This is a genomic window from Streptomyces tremellae (assembly GCF_039540215.1).
Taxonomy (GTDB): domain Bacteria; phylum Actinomycetota; class Actinomycetes; order Streptomycetales; family Streptomycetaceae; genus Streptomyces; species Streptomyces tremellae.
Genome location: NZ_BAABEP010000015.1, coordinates 39,899 through 56,407 on the forward strand (window position 1 = coordinate 39,899; position 16,509 = coordinate 56,407).

The window sequence follows — 16,509 nt, forward strand, 5'->3', positions numbered from 1 at the left end:
GCAGGGCGCGCACCGTCCGACGCACCGGGAGCCCCGGCCGGAACACACTCCGGACGGGGCTCCCGGCGTGCGGGGCCGGTGTCGCGGGGGCCGGTGGGCGGGGCCGGTGTCGCGGGGGCCGGTGGGCGGGGCCGGTGTCGCGGGGCTCCGGACGCGGGCCCGTCCGCCGCTGTCGTACCCCGCCCCTAGACTCGGGCCCGTGAGCGCTCCAGAGTTCGAGACCCCCCGTATCGACCAGGACCACGCGGCGGACGGCACCGCAGGCGAGGGCGCAGGGCGCGTCGCCGCGGAGGCGGCGCGCGGCGGCGCGCTCGACGTGCTGCACCGGGTGTTCGGGTACGACGCCTTCCGCGGCAGCCAGCAGGAGATCATCGACCACGTGGTGGGCGGTGGGGACGCCCTCGTGCTCATGCCCACCGGCGGCGGCAAGTCGCTGTGCTACCAGATCCCCGCCCTGGTGCGCCGGGGCACGGGCGTCGTCGTGTCACCGCTGATCGCCCTCATGCAGGACCAGGTGGACGCGCTGCGCGCGCTCGGTGTGCGGGCCGGCTTCCTCAACTCCACCCAGGACCTGGACGAGCGCAGGCTGGTGGAGGCCGAGTTCCTCGCGGGCGAGCTCGACCTGCTCTACCTCGCACCCGAGCGGCTGCGCGTCGAGTCGACGGTGCGGCTGCTGGAGCGCGGCGCCATCTCGCTGTTCGCGATCGACGAGGCGCACTGCGTCGCCCAGTGGGGACACGACTTCCGCCCCGACTACCTGGCGCTTTCCGCGCTGCACGAGCGGTGGCCCGACGTGCCGCGCGTCGCGCTGACCGCGACGGCGACGGAGGCCACGCACGCGGAGATCGCGTCCCGGCTGAAGCTCCAGGACGCGCGGCACTTCGTGGCGAGCTTCGACCGGCCGAACATCCAGTACCGGATCGCCCCGAAGAACGAGCCGCGCCGCCAGCTTCTCCAGCTGCTGCGGTCGGAGCACGAGGGCGACGCGGGCATCGTGTACTGCCTCTCGCGCTCCTCGGTCGAGAAGACCGCGGAGTTCCTCGTGAAGAACGGCGTGCGGGCGCTGCCGTACCACGCGGGCCTGGACGCGCGGGTGCGCCAGGAGAACCAGGCGCGCTTCCTGCGCGAGGACGGCCTCGTCATGGTCGCGACCATCGCGTTCGGCATGGGCATCGACAAGCCGGACGTGCGGTTCGTGGCCCACCTCGACCTGCCGAAGTCGGTGGAGGGCTACTACCAGGAGACCGGGCGCGCGGGGCGTGACGGCCTGCCGTCCACGGCGTGGCTCGCCTACGGCTACCAGGACGTCGTGCAGCAGCGGAAGATGATCGACACCTCGGAGGGTGACGCCGCGCACCGGCGACGGCTCGCCGAGCACGTCGACGCGATGCTCGCCCTGTGCGAGACGGTCGAGTGCCGCAGGGTGCGACTGCTCGACTACTTCGGGCAGAAGAGCGAACCCTGCGGCAACTGCGACACCTGCCTGTCGCCGCCCGCCTCCTGGGACGGCACAGTCCCCGCGCAGAAGCTGCTGTCGACGGTGGTGCGGCTCAAGCGCGAGCGCAACCAGAAGTTCGGGGTGGGCCAGGCCGTGGACATCCTGCTGGGCAGGAAGACCGCGAAGGTCATCCAGTTCGACCACGACGCGCTCAGCGTCTTCGGCATCGGCGCGGACCTCACGGACGCCCAGTGGCGCAGCGTCGCACGGCAGTTGCTGTCGCAGGGGCTGCTCGCGGTCGAGGGCGAGTACAGCACGCTCGTGCTGACGCCCGAGAGCTCCGAGGTGCTCGGCGGGCAGCGCACGGTGACCCTGCGCAAGGAGCCCGAGCGGGTGGCGAAGGCCGGGCGCTCCGGCTCCAGCGGCGGTTCCGGTTCTGGCGGGCGCGGGCGCGCCGCTGCGGTGGAGCTGCCGCAGGAGGCGGCCGAGGTGTTCGAGGCGCTGCGCGCCTGGCGCGCGGCGACGGCTAAGGAGCAGGGCGTCCCGGCGTATGTGATCTTCCACGACGCGACGCTGCGGGAGATCGCGCTGGCGAAGCCGGCGACGCTGGGCGCGCTGAGCGGCATCAGCGGCGTGGGGGAGAACAAGCTGGCCAAGTACGGCCAGTCGATCCTCGACACCTTCGGCGCGGACGAGGGCCCAGGGTCCTCGGCAGCGCCCCCGGCGAGCAACCCGCCGATGGACGAGGACCCGTTTCCCGACGACCCGCCCGAGGACCCCTTCCCCGACGAGCCGTTCCCTGACGACGACCCCTTCCCCGACGACCGGGTCTGAGCACCGCGCCCCGGCTGTGCCCTACTCGGCCTGCGCGCGCCGGCCGAAGAGGGCGGCCAGGCGCTCGGCGGCGTCGGGTGCGAGGCCCATCTGCTCCATCCGGGACGACTCGGCCCCGACCGCCGCCGCGCGGTCCAGCATCTCGCTCTCGTAGGCGGCGATCGCCGCGGCCGGGTCGTCGGCGGTCCCTGCGAGCGCGCGGGCCAGCAGGACGCCGTCGAGCATCGCCTGGTTGGCGCCCTCGCCCACCGGGGCATCAGATGGGCGGCGTCGCCGAGCAGGGTGACGTCCGGGTGGGGCTCCCACCGGGTGCCGACCGGCAGAGCCTCGATGGTGCGCCCGACGAGCGATCCGGGGTCGCAGGCGTCGATCAGCCCGGTCAGCTCAGGGGCCCAGCCGGCGAAGAGGCCGTGGAGCCGCGCCAGCGTGTCGTCCCGCTCCCCGCCGTCGGACCCCCCGCGTTCGATCCAGTCCGCGTCGGCCCGCACGGACACCGAGACGCGGATGGTGCCGTCGCCGGACCGCTGTGCCCCAGGTTGAGGTTGCCGCCGAGCGCCATCAGGCTGCCGGGGCCGACGGAGTCCGCCACGCGGGGCCGCCGCCGGTCCGCGTCGGTGATCGTCAGCTGGAGATAGGCGGAGAGGTGGATCGGCCGGGCGTCCGTGAGGAGCGGCCGGATGCGGGAGCGCCCGCCGTCCGCGCAGACCGTCCGCGCAGACGAGGACGTCGCACTCGGCCCGGGAGCCGTCGGCGAAGGCCAGCCGGTAGCCGCCGCCTCGCAGCGCCTCCACGCCGGTCAGGCGGTGGTTCCAGCGCACGGCGCTGTCGGGCACCGTCGACAGCACGCCTGCCTGGTCGGGGCGGTGCGCAACGAGGTGACGGAGCGGCGCCTCGGGCGCGAGACCGGCACCGACGAGCGGCAGCGGCAGCGGCAGCGGCAGGAGACGGTGGGCGCGTACCTCGCCAGACAGCTCGCGACCGGCCGCTACCCGACGACGGGACGGCTCCTCGACGAGCCCCCCGGGGGCGAGTCGGCCGAGACCTTCGCGGCGGAGATCACGATCGTCATCCGCCGTGACGGGCCCGGCCTGACCGCATCCGCGCCCCCGCGCGAGGGGCGCCGGGCCGGCCGGGGGGCGCGGGCGCGGTGCGCAGGCGGCCCGCGCTCATACCGCCACGGCCGTCTCCTCGTACGCCCGCCGCAGCCGCTGAACCCCCTCCGTGATCTCCGCGATGCCCGACACACCCGCGAAGCTGAGACGGATGTGCGGGCCGGGCGGCTCCGTGCCGAAGTACGGGCGGCCCGGCGCGACGGCGACACCGGCGCGCAGGGCGACCGCGGCGAGGTCCTGCTCGGCGGTGCCCGCGGGCAGGCCGAGCCACAGGTGGTAGCCGCCGTACGGCACGTGCGGGAGCGCGAGTCCCGGCAGCTCCGCGCGCAGCGCCGCCACCAACGCCTGGCGGCGGACGGCCAGTTCGGCGGCGACCGCCTTGAGGTGGCGGTGGAAGGCGGCGGCGCCGACGAGTTCGAGCGCCGCCTCCTGGAGCGGCCGCGGCACGAAGAAGGTGTCGACGACATGGAGGGCGCGCAGCCGCTCGCGCGCCGGTCCCCTGGCGGCGAGCGCCGCCACCCGCATGCTCGGCGAGGTGGCCTTCGTGAGGGAGTTGACGTGGACGACGACGCCGTCCGGGTCGTCGGCGGCGAGCGGGCGGGGCAGCGGGCCCGCGTCCCGGTGGGCGAGGCGGCGGACGAAGTCGTCCTCGACGACGAAGGCGCCGTGTTCGCGCGCGACCCGTACCACCTCGGGGCGGCGGGCGGCCGAGAGCACCGCGCCCGTCGGGTTCTGGAACAGCGGTTGGCACACCAGCACACGCGCGGCGCTGGCCCGGAACGCGTCCGCGAGCAGGTCGGGCCGCAGCCCCTCGGCGTCGACCGGCACCGGTACGGGCCGCAGCCCCGAGGCGCGGGCGGCGGCGAGCAGCCCCGGGTAGGTCGGGGACTCCACGAGGACGGGCGCGCCGGGCGGGGCGAGCGCCCGCAGCGCCGTGGTCAGCGCGGCCTGGCCGCCCGCGGTGACCAGCACGTCCGCGGCCGTCCAGGTGTCGCCGACGCCTCGGGCGAACCACTCGCGCAGCTCGGGCAGCCCGTCGGCCGGGGGCCTGCCCCAGGCGCCGGGGCGGCGGCCCGCGCGGGCGAGCGCGGCGGCCATCGCCCGCTCGGGCTGGAGCGCGGGGTGCAGATAGCCGCTGTTGAACTCGATCACGCCGGGGGGCGGCGCGGCGAGCGTGGCCAGTACGCCCGAGGCGTCGACGGCGCGCGGCACGCCGTCCGCCGCGGCGTCCGCGCTCAGCGCGACCTCCTGCCAGGACGTGTCACCCGGCCGCGCGGGGGCGGCCCGGCCCGCCGCGCGGAAGGCGCCCGCGCCCGGCCGGGTGACGACAAGGCCCTCCGCGACCAGCCGGGCGAGCGCGCGGGACACCGTGACCGGCGAGACGCGATGGCGTTCCACCAGCTCCCTGCTGGACGGCAGCTTTCCACCTACGGGATAGCGGTCGAGTTCCCGCCTGAGCGCCACAGCCAGGGAATCCACGCTGTTGGGCTCGCCGACTGTCGCACTGCTACGCTCATACATGACAGCAGAGAATAGCGCTATTGCCGCCGCTCCGATATCGGTACGCGGTGGCCTCCTCCAGGCGGCCGCCGGTGTCGCGGCCTTCTCCCTCACCCTCCCGTCCACCGCCTGGGGCCTGGAGAGCTTCGGCCCCTGGTCGCTCGCCGCCCTGCGGACGGTCCTGGCGGCGCTGATCGCGCTCGCCTTCCTCGCGGGACGCCGGGTGCCGCTGCCTCAGCGGCGGCACTGGGCGCCGCTCGCGGTGGTGGCGGGCGGCACGGTCATCGGCTTCCCGCTGCTCACCACGCTCGCGCTCGGCACGTCGAGCACCTCGCACGCGGCCGTGGTGGTGGGGCTGCTGCCGCTGACGACCGCCGTCTACGGGGCGGTGCGCGGGCACCGCTCCCCCTCGCGGACCTTCTGGTACGGGGCGTTCGCGGGCGCCGCCGTGGTGATCGCCTTCGCGGTGCAGCAGAGCGGCGGTGGGTTCTCCACCGCCGACCTGTACCTGTTCTGCGCGCTGCTGGTGTGCGCCGCGGGCTACGCGGAGGGCGGCAGGCTGGCGCGGGAGCTGCCCGGCTGGCAGGTCGTCGGGTGGGCCCTGGCGGGCTCGCTGCCCCTGGCCGTCGCGGGCGGCGCGGTGGCGCTCGCGTACGAGCCGGTCCGCCTGACGGAGCACGGCGTCGCCGGCCTGGTCTGGGTGGCCGCGGGCTCCACCTTCTGCGGCCTGTACGTCTGGTACCGGGGGATGGCGGCGATCGGGGTGGCGAGGGCCAGCCAGCTCCAGCTGGCGCAGCCGCTGCTGACGCTCCTCTGGTCGGTGCTGCTGCTCGGCGAGCGCCTGGGTCCTGTCGCCGTGGTGGCCGCGGTGGCCGTGCTGGTCTGCATCACGGTGACCCAGCGGGCCCGCGCCTGACGGGGCCGGCCGCGGCGCCCGTGACCATGCCCGCGCCCGGCCACCGGCGCATATGCGGCCGTACGCGCCCCCTCCCCAAGCCGCCGTGCGCCGGAGTGCGGGGTAACGTCTCCGGGGCGCCCCCGGGAAGGACGCGGCGGGCGGCTCAGACACCGATCAGTGAGGGGCTCGACGTGACCGACACAAGGACCGACATCTCCCGCGTCGGGGTGGTGGGCTGCGGACAGATGGGGGCCGGCATCGCCGAAGTGGCCGCGCGCAGCGGCCTTGAGGTGATGGTCGCGGAGACCACGGGAGAGGCCCTGGAGATCGGTCGTACCCGGATCGTCTCGTCGCTCACGAAGGCGGCGGAGCGCGGCAAGATCACCGAGGCCCAGCGGGACGACACGCTGGGCCGCCTCACCTACACCACGGACCTCGGCGAGTTCGCCGACCGGGACCTGGTGATCGAGGCGGTGGTGGAGAACGAGCAGGTCAAGACGGAGATCTTCCGGGTGCTCGACCAGGTGGTGACGCGCCCCGACGCGATCCTCGCGTCGAACACGTCCTCCATCCCCCTGGTGCGCCTCGCCGTCGCGACCTCGCGCCCCGACCAGGTCATCGGCATCCACTTCTTCAACCCCGCGCCCGTGCAGCGGCTGGTGGAGCTCATCCCCGCGCTGACCACGTCCGACGAGACGCTGACGCGCGCCGAGGCGCTGGTCGGCGGCGCGCTCGGCAAGCACGCGATCCGCGCCCAGGACCGCTCGGGCTTCGTGGTGAACGCCCTGCTGATCCCGTATCTGCTGGCCGCGATCCGGATGTTCGAGTCGGGGATCGCCAGCCGCGAGGACATCGACAACGGCATGGAACTCGGCTGCGCCCACCCCATGGGCCCCCTGAAGCTCAGCGACCTCATCGGCCTCGACACGGTCGCCTCGGTGGCGGACTCGATGTACACCGAGTTCAAGGAGCCGCTGTACGCCGCTCCCCCGCTGCTCCAGCGCATGGTCGACGCGGGCCGCCTCGGCCGCAAGACCAACTTCGGCTTCTACTCGTACGCCTGAGGCGCCGTAAGGCCCGGCGGCCGTAGGGCCGCGTGCCGTGCACGCCGTACGGCCGTGTCCCGTGCACGCCGTACGGCCGCGTCCCGTGCGCGCCGGGCAGCCGCCCTCTCAGCCGGCCAGTGCCCGGCGTACCAGGTTCTCCAGCAGGGCGACGCCCAGCGGCAGTGCCGCCTCGTCGAGGTCGAAGGCCGGGGTGTGGTGCGGGGCCGCGAGGGTCGCGCCGATGCCGATGTACGAGGCGGCGCCGCCGCGCTCCTGCACCCGGCGCATGAACGCGGTGGCGTCGTCGCTGGCCACGCCGTCCTCGGCGCGCGCGGCGACCAGCCGCAGGCCCTCGGCCGCTGCCGCCGCCTCGACCAGGTCGACGGCGGCGCGGTCGGCGCGCGCCGTGGTGACGCCGCCGATCAGGTCGATGTCCACGGTGAGGCCGTAGGTCGCGGCGGCGCCGTGCAGCGCGGTCCGCACCCGCGCCTCCAGGTCCTCGTTGACGGCGCCGTCGTCGGCCCTGGTCTCCAGCAGCATCTCGGCGCGGTCCGGCACGATGTTGCTCGACGTGCCGCCGCTGATCCGGCCGACCGCGACCCTCGTCTCGTGGCCGGGGACGCGGGGAGCCGCGTGCACCGCGAGGGTGGCGGCCGCCGCGCCGAGCAGGGCGCTGCGGCCCTCGTGCGGGGCGAGCGAGGCATGCGAGGCCACGCCGTGGAAGACCGCCCGCATCTTGGAGTTGGCGAGCAGCCCGTCGAGGGACGGGGCGACCGTACCGGTAGGCAGGTTGAGCCCGAGGTGGGGCGCGATCAGCAGGTCGATACTGTCGGCGGCGCCCGCGGGGACCATGGCGCGCGCTCCCCTGCCGCCCTCCTCCGCGGGCTGGAGCAGCAGGGTCACCGCGCCGGCCGGCGGCGGATCCGCGGTCAGGCGCTCGGCGAGCTCGACGGCCATGCCGACATGGCCGTCGTGTCCGCAGGCGTGCATGACTCCTTCGTGCGAGGACCTGAACCCCTCGCGGGCCGGGAGGTGGGACCCGGCCGCGGACTCGGTCAGCGGCAGCGCGTCGAGGTCGGCGCGCAGCCCGACACGGGGGCCGGGCGCAGCCGCCCGCCAGGTCGCGACGACGGCGGTGCTTCCGCCCTTCATCGCGGGCAGGAACCGCTCGTCCGCGCCCTCGGCTGCGGCCCGCCGGTAGGCGGCGTCGAGTTCTCCGTCGGACGGCACGCCGAGGCGGTCGCCGGGCGAGAGGGCGTCGGCGCCGGTGCGGATCTCCCAGCCGAGGTCGGCGAGCGCGCCCGCGACCCGGCTCGCCGTGCGGAACTCGGTGAAGCCGACCTCGGGGTGGCGGTGCAGGTCACGTCGCCAGCGCACGGCGGTGGCACCGGGCGCCGCCGCCGGCTCAGCGGCGGGGTGGTCGTCATGCGGCATGGCGTACGCCTTTCTCACGGTCACAGACGGGTCGGGACGCCGGGCCCGAAGGGGATGCCCGCGAAGTAGAACAGGGCGAAGATCCCGGCCCACAGCACGGCGACCGGCACCACGAAGAGGCTGAGCCGCGCGAACAGGGCGCCCAGGGTGAACCCGGGGTCGTATCTGCGGGCCGACAGCTCCAGCATGTACACGTACGGGTTCAGCGGCGAGACGGGATGGGTCACGGAGTCCCCGACCCGGTAGGCGGCCTGCACGACACCGGGGTGGAAACCGAGCCCGACGAAGATCGGCACGAGGACGGGGGCGAGCACCGTCCACAGCGAGGCACCCGAGAAGATCACAAGCGAGAGCAGTCCGCTGAACGCCATCATCAGCAACAGCGCCCAGAATCCGGTCACATGGGCGGCCCGCAGGCCGTCCGCGCCCCGCACCGCGAGGTAGTCGCCGAGGTGGCTCCAGTCGAACAGGGCGATGAACTGCCCCGCGGTGAAGGCGATCACGATGTAGCCGAGCATCGACTGGAGAGCCTCCCCCATCATCCGGGGCACGTCGGCGGGCCGCCGCACCGTCCCCGCGGGGATGCCGTACGCGATGCCGCAGACCAGGAACGACAGCATCACGAGCGGCACGATGCCGCCGAAGAACGGCGACTTCACCAGCGCGCCGCCCGGCCCCTGGAGCGGCCCGCCGGGGACGAGCCAGCAGCAGAAGGCCGCGGCGAGGAAGGCCGCGAGGGCGAGGGTGGCGACCAGGAGGCCGCGCCGCTGCTCGGGCGTGGCCGAGGCGACGGGACCCGCTGACGCGGCCGGACCCGCTGACGCGGCGGACTCGTCGGACGCGGCGGGCTGCGCAGCCGTGTCGGCCCGCGCCCCGCCCCGCTCGGGCTCCGGTGCCCGGGGCGGCAGTTCCGGCAGGGTCGGCTCGACCCAGCGGACCAGGATGAAGCCGGTCAGCAGCGGCAGTACGAGGCCGGCCGCGGCCTGGAAGAAGTAGTTCATGACGACGGAGGTGTCGACGGGCACGCCGTGCGGCACCACGGACGCCGTGATCGTGGAGAGGTTGGCGTCCAGCGCCCCGATCAGCACGCCGGAGGCGTACCCCACCGAGGTGGAGGCGAAGCTGCCGATCATCCCGGCGATCGGGTGGCGGCCCACCGCGCGGAACGCGAGCGCGGCGAGCGGCGGCAGGATCACCATCGACGCGTCGCCCATCACATGCCCCTGGGCCGCGATGAAGGTGACGGCGTACGGCATGAGGCCGCGCGGCACCTTCGTCAGGACCACGGCGACCACCGTGCCGAGGAACCCGGCGCGCTCCGCGACCCCGACGCCGAGCAGCACGGCGAGGACGACGCCGAGCGGCGGGAAGCCGATGAAGTTGGGGACCAGGGTGTCCAGGAGGTTCTGGATGCCCGCCACGGACAGGATGCTGCGCACCGGCTCCGCCTTCGCGGTGCCCGGCACCTGGGCCGTGGCGTGACAGGCAGCGAGGATCGCGGACGCGACGGCCAGCGCGATCAGCAGGTAGAGGAAGAGGAGGAAGGGGTGCGGGATCCGGCGGCCGATCCGGTCGACGACGGCGAAGAAGCGGCCGAGCCGGGTGCCGCCCGAGGGCTCCTCGCGGCCGGTGGCCTGCTGGTCGGGCTGCGCGGTCGGCATCGGGGTCCTCGTCGTCCGGAGTCGGTCCGCCGGATGGGCGGATGTGCGATGCCGAGCACATCAACCGGTGATCAGCCCGTCAAGGGCCTTTGCCTTTCTCCAAGGGAGACTTATGGGCGGCGGGGGCCGCCCGCCGCAGTCACCCCCGGGCGCAGGTGGTACAGCAGCAACAGCCCCGCCGTCATGTTCGCAGCGGGGACCCGGCCCCCGGCGAGCCGCGGCGCCTGGCGGGAGCAGCGCTGCGTGAGCCCCCGCGCGTGCGCGTCGTACGCGCGGATCCCGCCGGCCGCGACGAGGCCGCCGGCCGCCCGGTGCAGTCCCCCGCCGAGGCCGTCGCCGCCGCTGCCGCGCGGCGGCGCGGTCTGCTCTTTGAGGAGGCGCACGATGCGGGCGTGCGTCGCGACGCACGCCGGTCCTGCGGCACATCAGCTCGTAGTGGGCGCGGGCCGGGCGCAGCGCCTCGACGGCGGCGGGCCGTACCGCCACCGACCCGTCCCTGGACACGTCGGGGTCGTCCGGCGGGTTCTCCCACTCCCAGGCGGGCGTCACGGCGCGCGTCCCCGTCCCCGCGGGCCCGCTCGCACCGTGCGCCCCGCCCACCTGCCCGGCACTCCGCGCCGGGGCGGTCGGCGCCTGCCGCCCGCAGCGCCCCGGCAGACGGCCGCGGGGCCGTCCCGCGTGGACGGACCACGCGGGACGGCCCCGCCGCTCGGTGGGCGCCGCGCCCTCAGGCGCCCCGCAGCACCGCCCCCGTGCGCTCGGCCGCCAGCGCGACCGCCGCGTCGCGCGCCGCCGTCGCCTCCTCGACCGTCAGCGTCCGGTCGTCCGCGCGGAACCGCAGCGCGTACGCGAGCGACTTGCGGCCCGCCCCGATCTGCTCACCCTCGAAGACGTCGAACAGCCGGACGGACTCAAGCAGCGCGCCCGCGCCCTCGCGCAGCGCGCGCTCCACGTCCGCCGCGGGCACCCCGCGGTCGACGACGAGCGCGACGTCCTGCGTGGCGACGGGGAACGTCGAGATCCGCGGCGCCACAAGCGGCCCCGTACCGGCCCGCTCGACCAGGTCGAGGTCGATCTCGGCCGCACAGGTGCGCTCCGGCAGGCCGAGCGCCTTCACGGCGCGCGGGTGCAGCTCGCCCGCGTGGCCGACGAGCCGCTCCTCGCCGTCGACGTCCGCGAACAGCGCGGCGCAGCGGCCCGGGTGCCAGGGCTCGTACTGGCCGGCCCGCACGGTGAGTTCGACGCCCGCCTCACGGGCCGCGGTGCGCGCGGCCTCGACGGCGTCGGCCCAGTCGGCCGGGCGGCCCTTGCCCCACCAGCCGGCCTGCTCGCGGGCGCCCGCGAGGACGACCGCAGCGTGCCGCGGCTGGTGCGGCAGGGCCGCGTCGAGCGCGGTGAGCTGCTCGTCCGTGGGCCGGTGGTCCACCGGCAGCCGCTCGGCCACGCGCTCCTCGCCGGTGGGCTGGAAGACGAGGCCCGTCTCGAACAGCGCGAGGTCGTGCGAGCCGCGCCCGTCGTTGCGGCGCAGCGCGCCGAGCAGCCCTGGCAGCAGCGTGGTGCGCAGCGCGGGCTCCTCGTCGGAGAGCGGGTTGACGAGGGTGACCGTCCTGCGGCGGGCGTCGCCCGCGGGGACGCCGAGCTGGTCGAGGACGCCCTGCCCGAGGAAGGGGTAGCTCAGCGCCTCCACGTAGCCGGCGCCCGCGAGCGCGCGGCCGACGCGGCGGTGGAGCCGCTGCCGCTCGGTCAGGCCCCGGCCCGAGGGCGGGGTGGGCAGCGTCGACGGGAGGTTCTCGTACCCTTCGAGCCGGATGACCTCTTCCGCGAGGTCGTTGGGCTCACGCAGGTCGGGCCGCCAGGAAGGCACGGTGACGATCAGCTCGTCCTGCCCGTACACGTCGCAGCCGACCTGCTGGAGCCTGCGCACGACGGTCTCCCTGCCGTACGCGACGCCCGCGACGCGGTCGCAGTGGTCGGCGGGCATGGCGACGGTGTGCGGCGCGGACGGCGCGATGATCTCGGTGACGCCGGCCTCCGCGGAGCCGCCGGCGAGCAGCACCAGCAGGTCGACGGTGCGCTGCGCGGCCGCGGGACCCGCCAGCGGGTCGACGGCGCGCTCGAAGCGCTTGGACGCCTCGGACGACAGCTTGTGGCGGCGTGCCGTGCGCGCGATGGAGACCGGGTCGAAGTGGGCGGCCTCGATGACCACGGAGGTGGTTCCACCGGTCTCGCCGGTCTCGGCGTCGGCGGCGCTGTCGGCGATCTCGGTGTGCGCGCCGCCCATCACGCCGGCCAGGCCGATGGGGCCGCGGTCGTCGGTGACGACGAGGTCCTGCGCGTCGAGGACGCGGTCGGTGCCGTCGAGGGTGGTGAGCTTCTCGCCGGGGGCGGCGCGGCGCACCCCGACGGGGCCTTCGAGCGTGCCGCGGTCGTAGGCGTGCAGCGGCTGGCCGAGCTCCAGCATCACGTAGTTGGTGATGTCGACGGCGAGCGAGATGGCGCGCATGCCGGCCTTCTGGAGGCGGCGCTGGAGCCAGATCGGCGAGCGGGCCTCTGGCTGGATGCCGGTGACCGTGCGCAGGGTGATCCGGTCGCAGCCGATCGGATCGGCGACCTGCGCCGGGTAGCCGTACGAGTTGGGTGCGGGCACGTCGAGCAGCGCGGGGTCGCGCAGCGGGAGGCCGTAGGCGGTGGCGGTCTCGCGGGCGATGCCGCGCATGGACAGGCAGTAGCCGCGGTCGGGCGTGACGGCGATGTCGAGGACCTCGTCGACGAGTTCGAGCAGCTCGATGGCGTCGGTGCCCGGCTCGTACTCCGGCGGCAGCACGATGATGCCGTGCGTTCCGTCGTCGCCCATGCCGAGCTCCTCGGCCGAGCAGATCATGCCGTGCGAGACCTTGCCGTACGTCGTGCGCGCGGCGATCTCGAAGCCGCCGGGCAGGACGGCGCCCGGCAGCACCACGACGACCTTGTCGCCGACGGCGAAGTTGCGGGCGCCGCAGACGATCTCCTGGAGCTCGCCCGTGCGGTTGGCGCCCCCCACGTCGACGTGGCAGAAGCGGATCGGCTTCTTGAAGCCCTCAAGCTCCTCGATGGCGCGGACCTGGCCGACGACGAGCGGCCCCTTGAGGCCGGCGCCGAGCTGTTCGACCGTCTCGACCTCAAGACCCGCGGACACCAGTCTGGCCTGCACGTCGCGGCCGGTCTCGGTGGCGGGGAGCTCGACGTACTCCCGCAGCCAGGAAAGCGGGACCCGCATCAGATCTCCATCCCGAAGGGCCGGGTGAACCGGACGTCACCCTCGACCATGTCTCGCATGTCTTCGATGTTGTGGCGGAACATGAGCATCCGCTCGATGCCGAAGCCGAAGGCGAAGCCGCTGTACTTCTGCGGGTCGACGCCGCACGCGGTCAGCACGTGGGGGTTGACCATGCCGCAGCCGCCCAGCTCGATCCAGCCCTCGCTGCCGCAGGTGCGGCAGGGCCTGTCGGGGTTGCCGACGGACGCGCCGCGGCACACGTAGCAGACCATGTCCATCTCGGCGGACGGCTCGGTGAACGGGAAGTAGTTCGGCCGCAGGCGGGTGCGCAGGTCGGCCCCGAACAGCGCCTGGACCATGTGGTCCAGGGTGCCCTTGAGGTCCGCCATGGTCAGGCCCTCGTCGACGGCGAGCAGCTCGATCTGGTGGAAGACCGGGGTGTGCGTGGCGTCGAGCTCGTCGGTGCGGTAGACCCGGCCGGGGCACACCACGTAGACCGGGGGCCTGCGCTCCAGCAGGGCGCGCGCCTGCACGGGCGAGGTGTGGGTGCGCAGCACCACGCCGGACTCGCCCTCGGCCGCCGCGCCGTCGGCGCCGCGCACGAAGAAGGTGTCCTGCATCTGGCGCGCGGGGTGGTCGGGCAGGAAGTTCAGCGCGTCGAAGTTGAACCACTCGGCCTCGGCCTCGGGGCCCTCGGCGATCTCGTACCCCATCGCGACGAAGACGTCGGCGACCCGCTCCATGAAAGTGGTCAGCGGGTGGCGGGCGCCTGCGGGCGTGCGGTCGTAGGGGAGGGTGACGTCGACCGCCTCCTCCACCAGGACCCGCGCGTCGCGCTCGGCCTCCAGCTCCGCCTGGCGGGCGGCGAGCGCCTTGTTCACGGCGCCGCGCGCCTGCCCGACCCGCTTGCCCGCCTCGGCCTTGGCCTGCGGCGGGAGCGCGCCGATCTCCCGGTTGGCGAGGGCGAGCGGCGAGGTGCCCGAGGTGTGGGCGGTCTTCGCGTGGGCGAGCGCGTCGAGGTCGCCCGCGGCGGCGAAGGCGGCGAGCGCCTCGTCCCGCATGCGCTCGATCTCTTCCGGTTTCAGTGCCTCGACCTCGACTGGGTCGTACGACTTGTTGGGTGCCGACATCTCTTCCCGTACTTCCGATTGGCTGGCGGAACGACCATGCCAGAACGACGCGGCGCGACCGCCCGATCGCTCCCGATCGCAGAGGGCGCGAAGGCGCCAGGGACCGAGTCTAAAGGTCCGGTGAAGGTGGCAGGGCCCGCGGGCCGCTCACGCCAGGAAGGCGGGCGTGCCCACGGGCAGGACAAATCGGAACTCGGCGCCGCCGCCCGGCCCCCTGCCGACGGTGATGGTGCCGCCGTGCGCCTCGACGATGCCCTTGACGATGTAGAGGCCGAGCCCGGTGCCGCCGCGCTTGCTGCCCCGCCAGAAGCGGGTGAAGACGCGGTTCATCGACTCCTCGGGGATCCCGGGCCCCTCGTCGCACACGGTGACCGCCGTCCCCTTCTGCGTCGCTCCTGGGTGCTCGGCGCCCTCCGCCCCGCCGGTGCGCAGCTCGGCGGGCGCCACCTCGATCGTGACAGTCCCCCCGCCGTGGCGCACCGCGTTTTCCAGCAGGTTGCCCAGTATCTGGTCGATCTTGTCGGGGTCGGCCCACAGGTCGGGCAGCGGCTGCTGTATCCGCACGAGGAACCGGTCGGGCGGCTGGCCGGCGGCCGTGTACGCCTGGACGTGGCGCCCCACGGCGGCCGCGATGTCGACCGGCTGCCGGCGCACTTCGAGGCGCCCCGAGTCGATCCTGGAGATGTCGAGGAGTTCGGCGATCAGCCGGGTGACGCGGTCGGCGTCGGCGTCGACGGTCTCCAGCATCAGCCGCTTCTGGTCGTCGGTGAAGCGCTCCCACTTCGCGAGCAGGGTCGCCGTGAAGCCCTTCACCGAGGTGAGGGGCGAGCGCAGCTCGTGGGCGACGGTCGCGATCAGCTCCGCGTGGCTCAGCTCGGTGCGGCGCCGCGCCTCGGTGCCCCGGAGGCAGATGACGACGCGGCTGAGCGGCCCTATGGGCCGGGCACGCACGTACCGGGCGGAGACCAGCACCTCGGCGCCGCCGGGCAGCAGCAGGTTGCGCTCCGGCTGCCCGGTCCGGATGGCGAGCCCGCCGTACGGGTCGGTCAGCGCCCACCAGCGGCGGCCCTTGAGGTCTTCGAGGGGCAGCGCCTGGTCGAGCGGCCTGCCGAGCGCGGTCTCGGCGGACAGCCCGGTGATGCGCGTGGCCGCCGCGTTGAAGCGGACCACCCGTCCGCGCTCGTCGGCGACGACCAGTCCGTCGGGCAGGTCGTCGGGGTCCACCCCGCCAGTCATCCCCCTGTGCCCCTTCCCCGATTCGGCACACGGGTGCCGAGGGCGCAAGAGTACTAGGGCCTGACTTTTCGTCGAAGTGGTTCGGCGGCGCGCTTGCGCCGAGGGTGCCCCGGGGCGTAAAGGCGCCTGCTACGCGGTGCGCTGGGCGCGCGCGGAGGCGTAGAGGCAGACCGCGGCGGCGGTGGCGAGGTTCAGGCTCTCGGCCCTGCCGTGGATCGGGACCCGCACCACGGCGTCGGCCAGGGCCCTGGTCCCGGCGGGCAGGCCCCATGCCTCGTTGCCGAAGACCCAGGCAGTGGGGGCGTCCATGGTGCCCGCGTCGAGTTCGGTGTCGAGGTCGGCGTCGCCCGCCCCGTCCGCGGCGAGCACGCGCACCCCGGCGGCGCGCAGCCCTGCGACGGCACGCTCCACGGGGACGCCGACGGCGACCGGCAGGTGGAAGAGGGAGCCGGCGGAGGCCCGTACTGCCTTCGGGTTGTACGGGTCGACCGAGGCGTCGGTGAGGACGACCGCGTCGGCGCCCGCGGCGTCCGCGCAGCGCAGCACCGTCCCGGCGTTGCCGGGGTCGCGTACGTGGGCGAGGACGGCGACCAGGCGCGGCCCGGCGGCCACGACGTCCTCGAAGGGCGTGTCGAGGAAGCGGCAGACGCCGAGCAGGCCCTGCGGGGTGACGGTGTCGGCGAGGTCGGCGACGACGGCGTCGGACGCGTGGTGGATCAGGGCGCCGCCCGCGCGGGCCGCGGCGACCAGGTCCGCGTGGCGCCCCGCCGCGTCCGCGGTGACGAACAGTTCGAGCAGGGTGGGGTGCCCGTCCGCGGTGTGGGCGACGGCCTCCCGTACGGCCTGCGGCCCCTCGGCGAGGAACCTGCGCCCCTTGGCGCGGAAGGAGCGCTTCGCGAGCCGCCGTGCGGCCGTGACGCGCGCGGAGCGCGGGGAGATCAGCTCGGGGGTGGCCATCGGCTGC

At 74.9% G+C, this 16,509-nt stretch carries 12 protein-coding genes; 3 read left to right on the plus strand and 9 right to left on the minus strand.

Translation table 11 applies throughout. The annotated features are described in order from the left end of the window. Positions 1-316: 316 nt before the first annotated feature. The gene (gene recQ, locus ABEA77_RS13560; protein ID WP_345646134.1) at positions 317-2,272 is read left to right on the plus strand and encodes a DNA helicase RecQ; all 1,956 of its coding nucleotides are present in this window, start codon (positions 317-319) and stop codon (positions 2,270-2,272) included. 21 nt (positions 2,273-2,293) lie between these two features. On the opposite strand, the gene ABEA77_RS13565 is transcribed toward recQ, so the two are convergent. Both ABEA77_RS13565 and ABEA77_RS13570 read right to left on the minus strand, forming a co-directional pair. Beyond that, positions 2,294-2,521: a hypothetical protein gene (locus tag ABEA77_RS13565; RefSeq protein WP_345645950.1), complete on the minus strand. Its 228-nt coding sequence runs from the start codon at positions 2,519-2,521 to the stop codon at positions 2,294-2,296. A 917-nt stretch (positions 2,522-3,438) separates the two neighbouring features. Beyond that, positions 3,439-4,905, minus strand: coding sequence for an aminotransferase-like domain-containing protein (locus ABEA77_RS13570; protein WP_345645953.1), 1,467 nt, complete (start codon positions 4,903-4,905; stop codon positions 3,439-3,441). On the opposite strand from ABEA77_RS13570, the gene ABEA77_RS13575 reads away from it, so the two are divergent. Both ABEA77_RS13575 and ABEA77_RS13580 read left to right on the plus strand, forming a co-directional pair. Continuing rightward, entirely contained in the window at positions 4,904-5,800 is an 897-nt protein-coding gene (locus ABEA77_RS13575) for a DMT family transporter (protein ID WP_345645956.1), read from the plus strand. The genes ABEA77_RS13570 and ABEA77_RS13575 overlap by 2 nt on opposite strands. A 173-nt stretch (positions 5,801-5,973) precedes the next feature. After that, a complete protein-coding gene (locus ABEA77_RS13580; protein WP_345645959.1) occupies positions 5,974-6,846 on the plus strand; it encodes a 3-hydroxybutyryl-CoA dehydrogenase in 873 nt (290 codons plus the stop codon). A 108-nt stretch (positions 6,847-6,954) separates the two neighbouring features. Here the strand turns inward: ABEA77_RS13580 and ABEA77_RS13585 are convergent, their stop codons facing one another. The 7 genes from ABEA77_RS13585 to ABEA77_RS13615 all read right to left on the minus strand — a co-directional run bounded on the left by ABEA77_RS13585 (position 6,955) and on the right by ABEA77_RS13615 (position 16,502). Next, positions 6,955-8,262, minus strand: coding sequence for an amidohydrolase (locus ABEA77_RS13585; protein WP_345645962.1), 1,308 nt, complete (start codon positions 8,260-8,262; stop codon positions 6,955-6,957). 20 nt (positions 8,263-8,282) lie between these two features. Then, entirely contained in the window at positions 8,283-9,923 is a 1,641-nt protein-coding gene (locus ABEA77_RS13590) for an AbgT family transporter (RefSeq protein WP_345645964.1), read from the minus strand. 110 nt (positions 9,924-10,033) lie between these two features. After that, positions 10,034-10,306 (minus strand): hypothetical protein, encoded by a 273-nt coding sequence (locus tag ABEA77_RS13595; protein ID WP_345645967.1) that lies wholly within the window; start codon positions 10,304-10,306, stop codon positions 10,034-10,036. Positions 10,307-10,650: 344 nt separating this feature from the next. Further along, on the minus strand, positions 10,651-13,179 hold the full coding sequence (gene pheT / locus ABEA77_RS13600; RefSeq protein WP_345645969.1) for a phenylalanine--tRNA ligase subunit beta: 2,529 nt from the start codon (positions 13,177-13,179) through the stop codon (positions 10,651-10,653). Further along, positions 13,179-14,309 carry a phenylalanine--tRNA ligase subunit alpha gene (gene pheS / locus ABEA77_RS13605; protein WP_345645972.1) on the minus strand — a complete coding sequence of 377 codons (1,131 nt, stop codon included), beginning with the start codon at positions 14,307-14,309 and terminating at the stop codon, positions 13,179-13,181. The genes pheT and pheS overlap by 1 nt, the downstream gene beginning before the upstream one ends. A gap of 147 nt (positions 14,310-14,456) precedes the next feature. Continuing rightward, positions 14,457-15,545 (minus strand): sensor histidine kinase, encoded by a 1,089-nt coding sequence (locus tag ABEA77_RS13610; protein WP_345645975.1) that lies wholly within the window; start codon positions 15,543-15,545, stop codon positions 14,457-14,459. 129 nt (positions 15,546-15,674) lie between these two features. Next, positions 15,675-16,502 carry a TrmH family RNA methyltransferase gene (locus ABEA77_RS13615; protein WP_345645978.1) on the minus strand — a complete coding sequence of 276 codons (828 nt, stop codon included), beginning with the start codon at positions 16,500-16,502 and terminating at the stop codon, positions 15,675-15,677. Positions 16,503-16,509 lie beyond the last annotated feature (7 nt).

Bases quoted from the DNA above. Each gene is read 5' to 3' on its own strand.
- ABEA77_RS13575 (WP_345645956.1), top strand. From the start codon at position 4,904: ATGACAGCAGAGAATAGCGCTATTGCCGCCGCTCCGATATCGGTACGC.
- ABEA77_RS13570 (WP_345645953.1), bottom strand. From the start codon at position 4,905: ATGTATGAGCGTAGCAGTGCGACAGTCGGCGAGCCCAACAGCGTGGAT.
- ABEA77_RS13585 (WP_345645962.1), bottom strand. From the start codon at position 8,262: ATGCCGCATGACGACCACCCCGCCGCTGAGCCGGCGGCGGCGCCCGGT.
- ABEA77_RS13590 (WP_345645964.1), bottom strand. From the start codon at position 9,923: ATGCCGACCGCGCAGCCCGACCAGCAGGCCACCGGCCGCGAGGAGCCC.
- pheT (WP_345645969.1), bottom strand. From the start codon at position 13,179: ATGCGGGTCCCGCTTTCCTGGCTGCGGGAGTACGTCGAGCTCCCCGCC.
- pheS (WP_345645972.1), bottom strand. From the start codon at position 14,309: ATGTCGGCACCCAACAAGTCGTACGACCCAGTCGAGGTCGAGGCACTG.
- ABEA77_RS13610 (WP_345645975.1), bottom strand. From the start codon at position 15,545: ATGACTGGCGGGGTGGACCCCGACGACCTGCCCGACGGACTGGTCGTC.
- ABEA77_RS13615 (WP_345645978.1), bottom strand. From the start codon at position 16,502: ATGGCCACCCCCGAGCTGATCTCCCCGCGCTCCGCGCGCGTCACGGCC.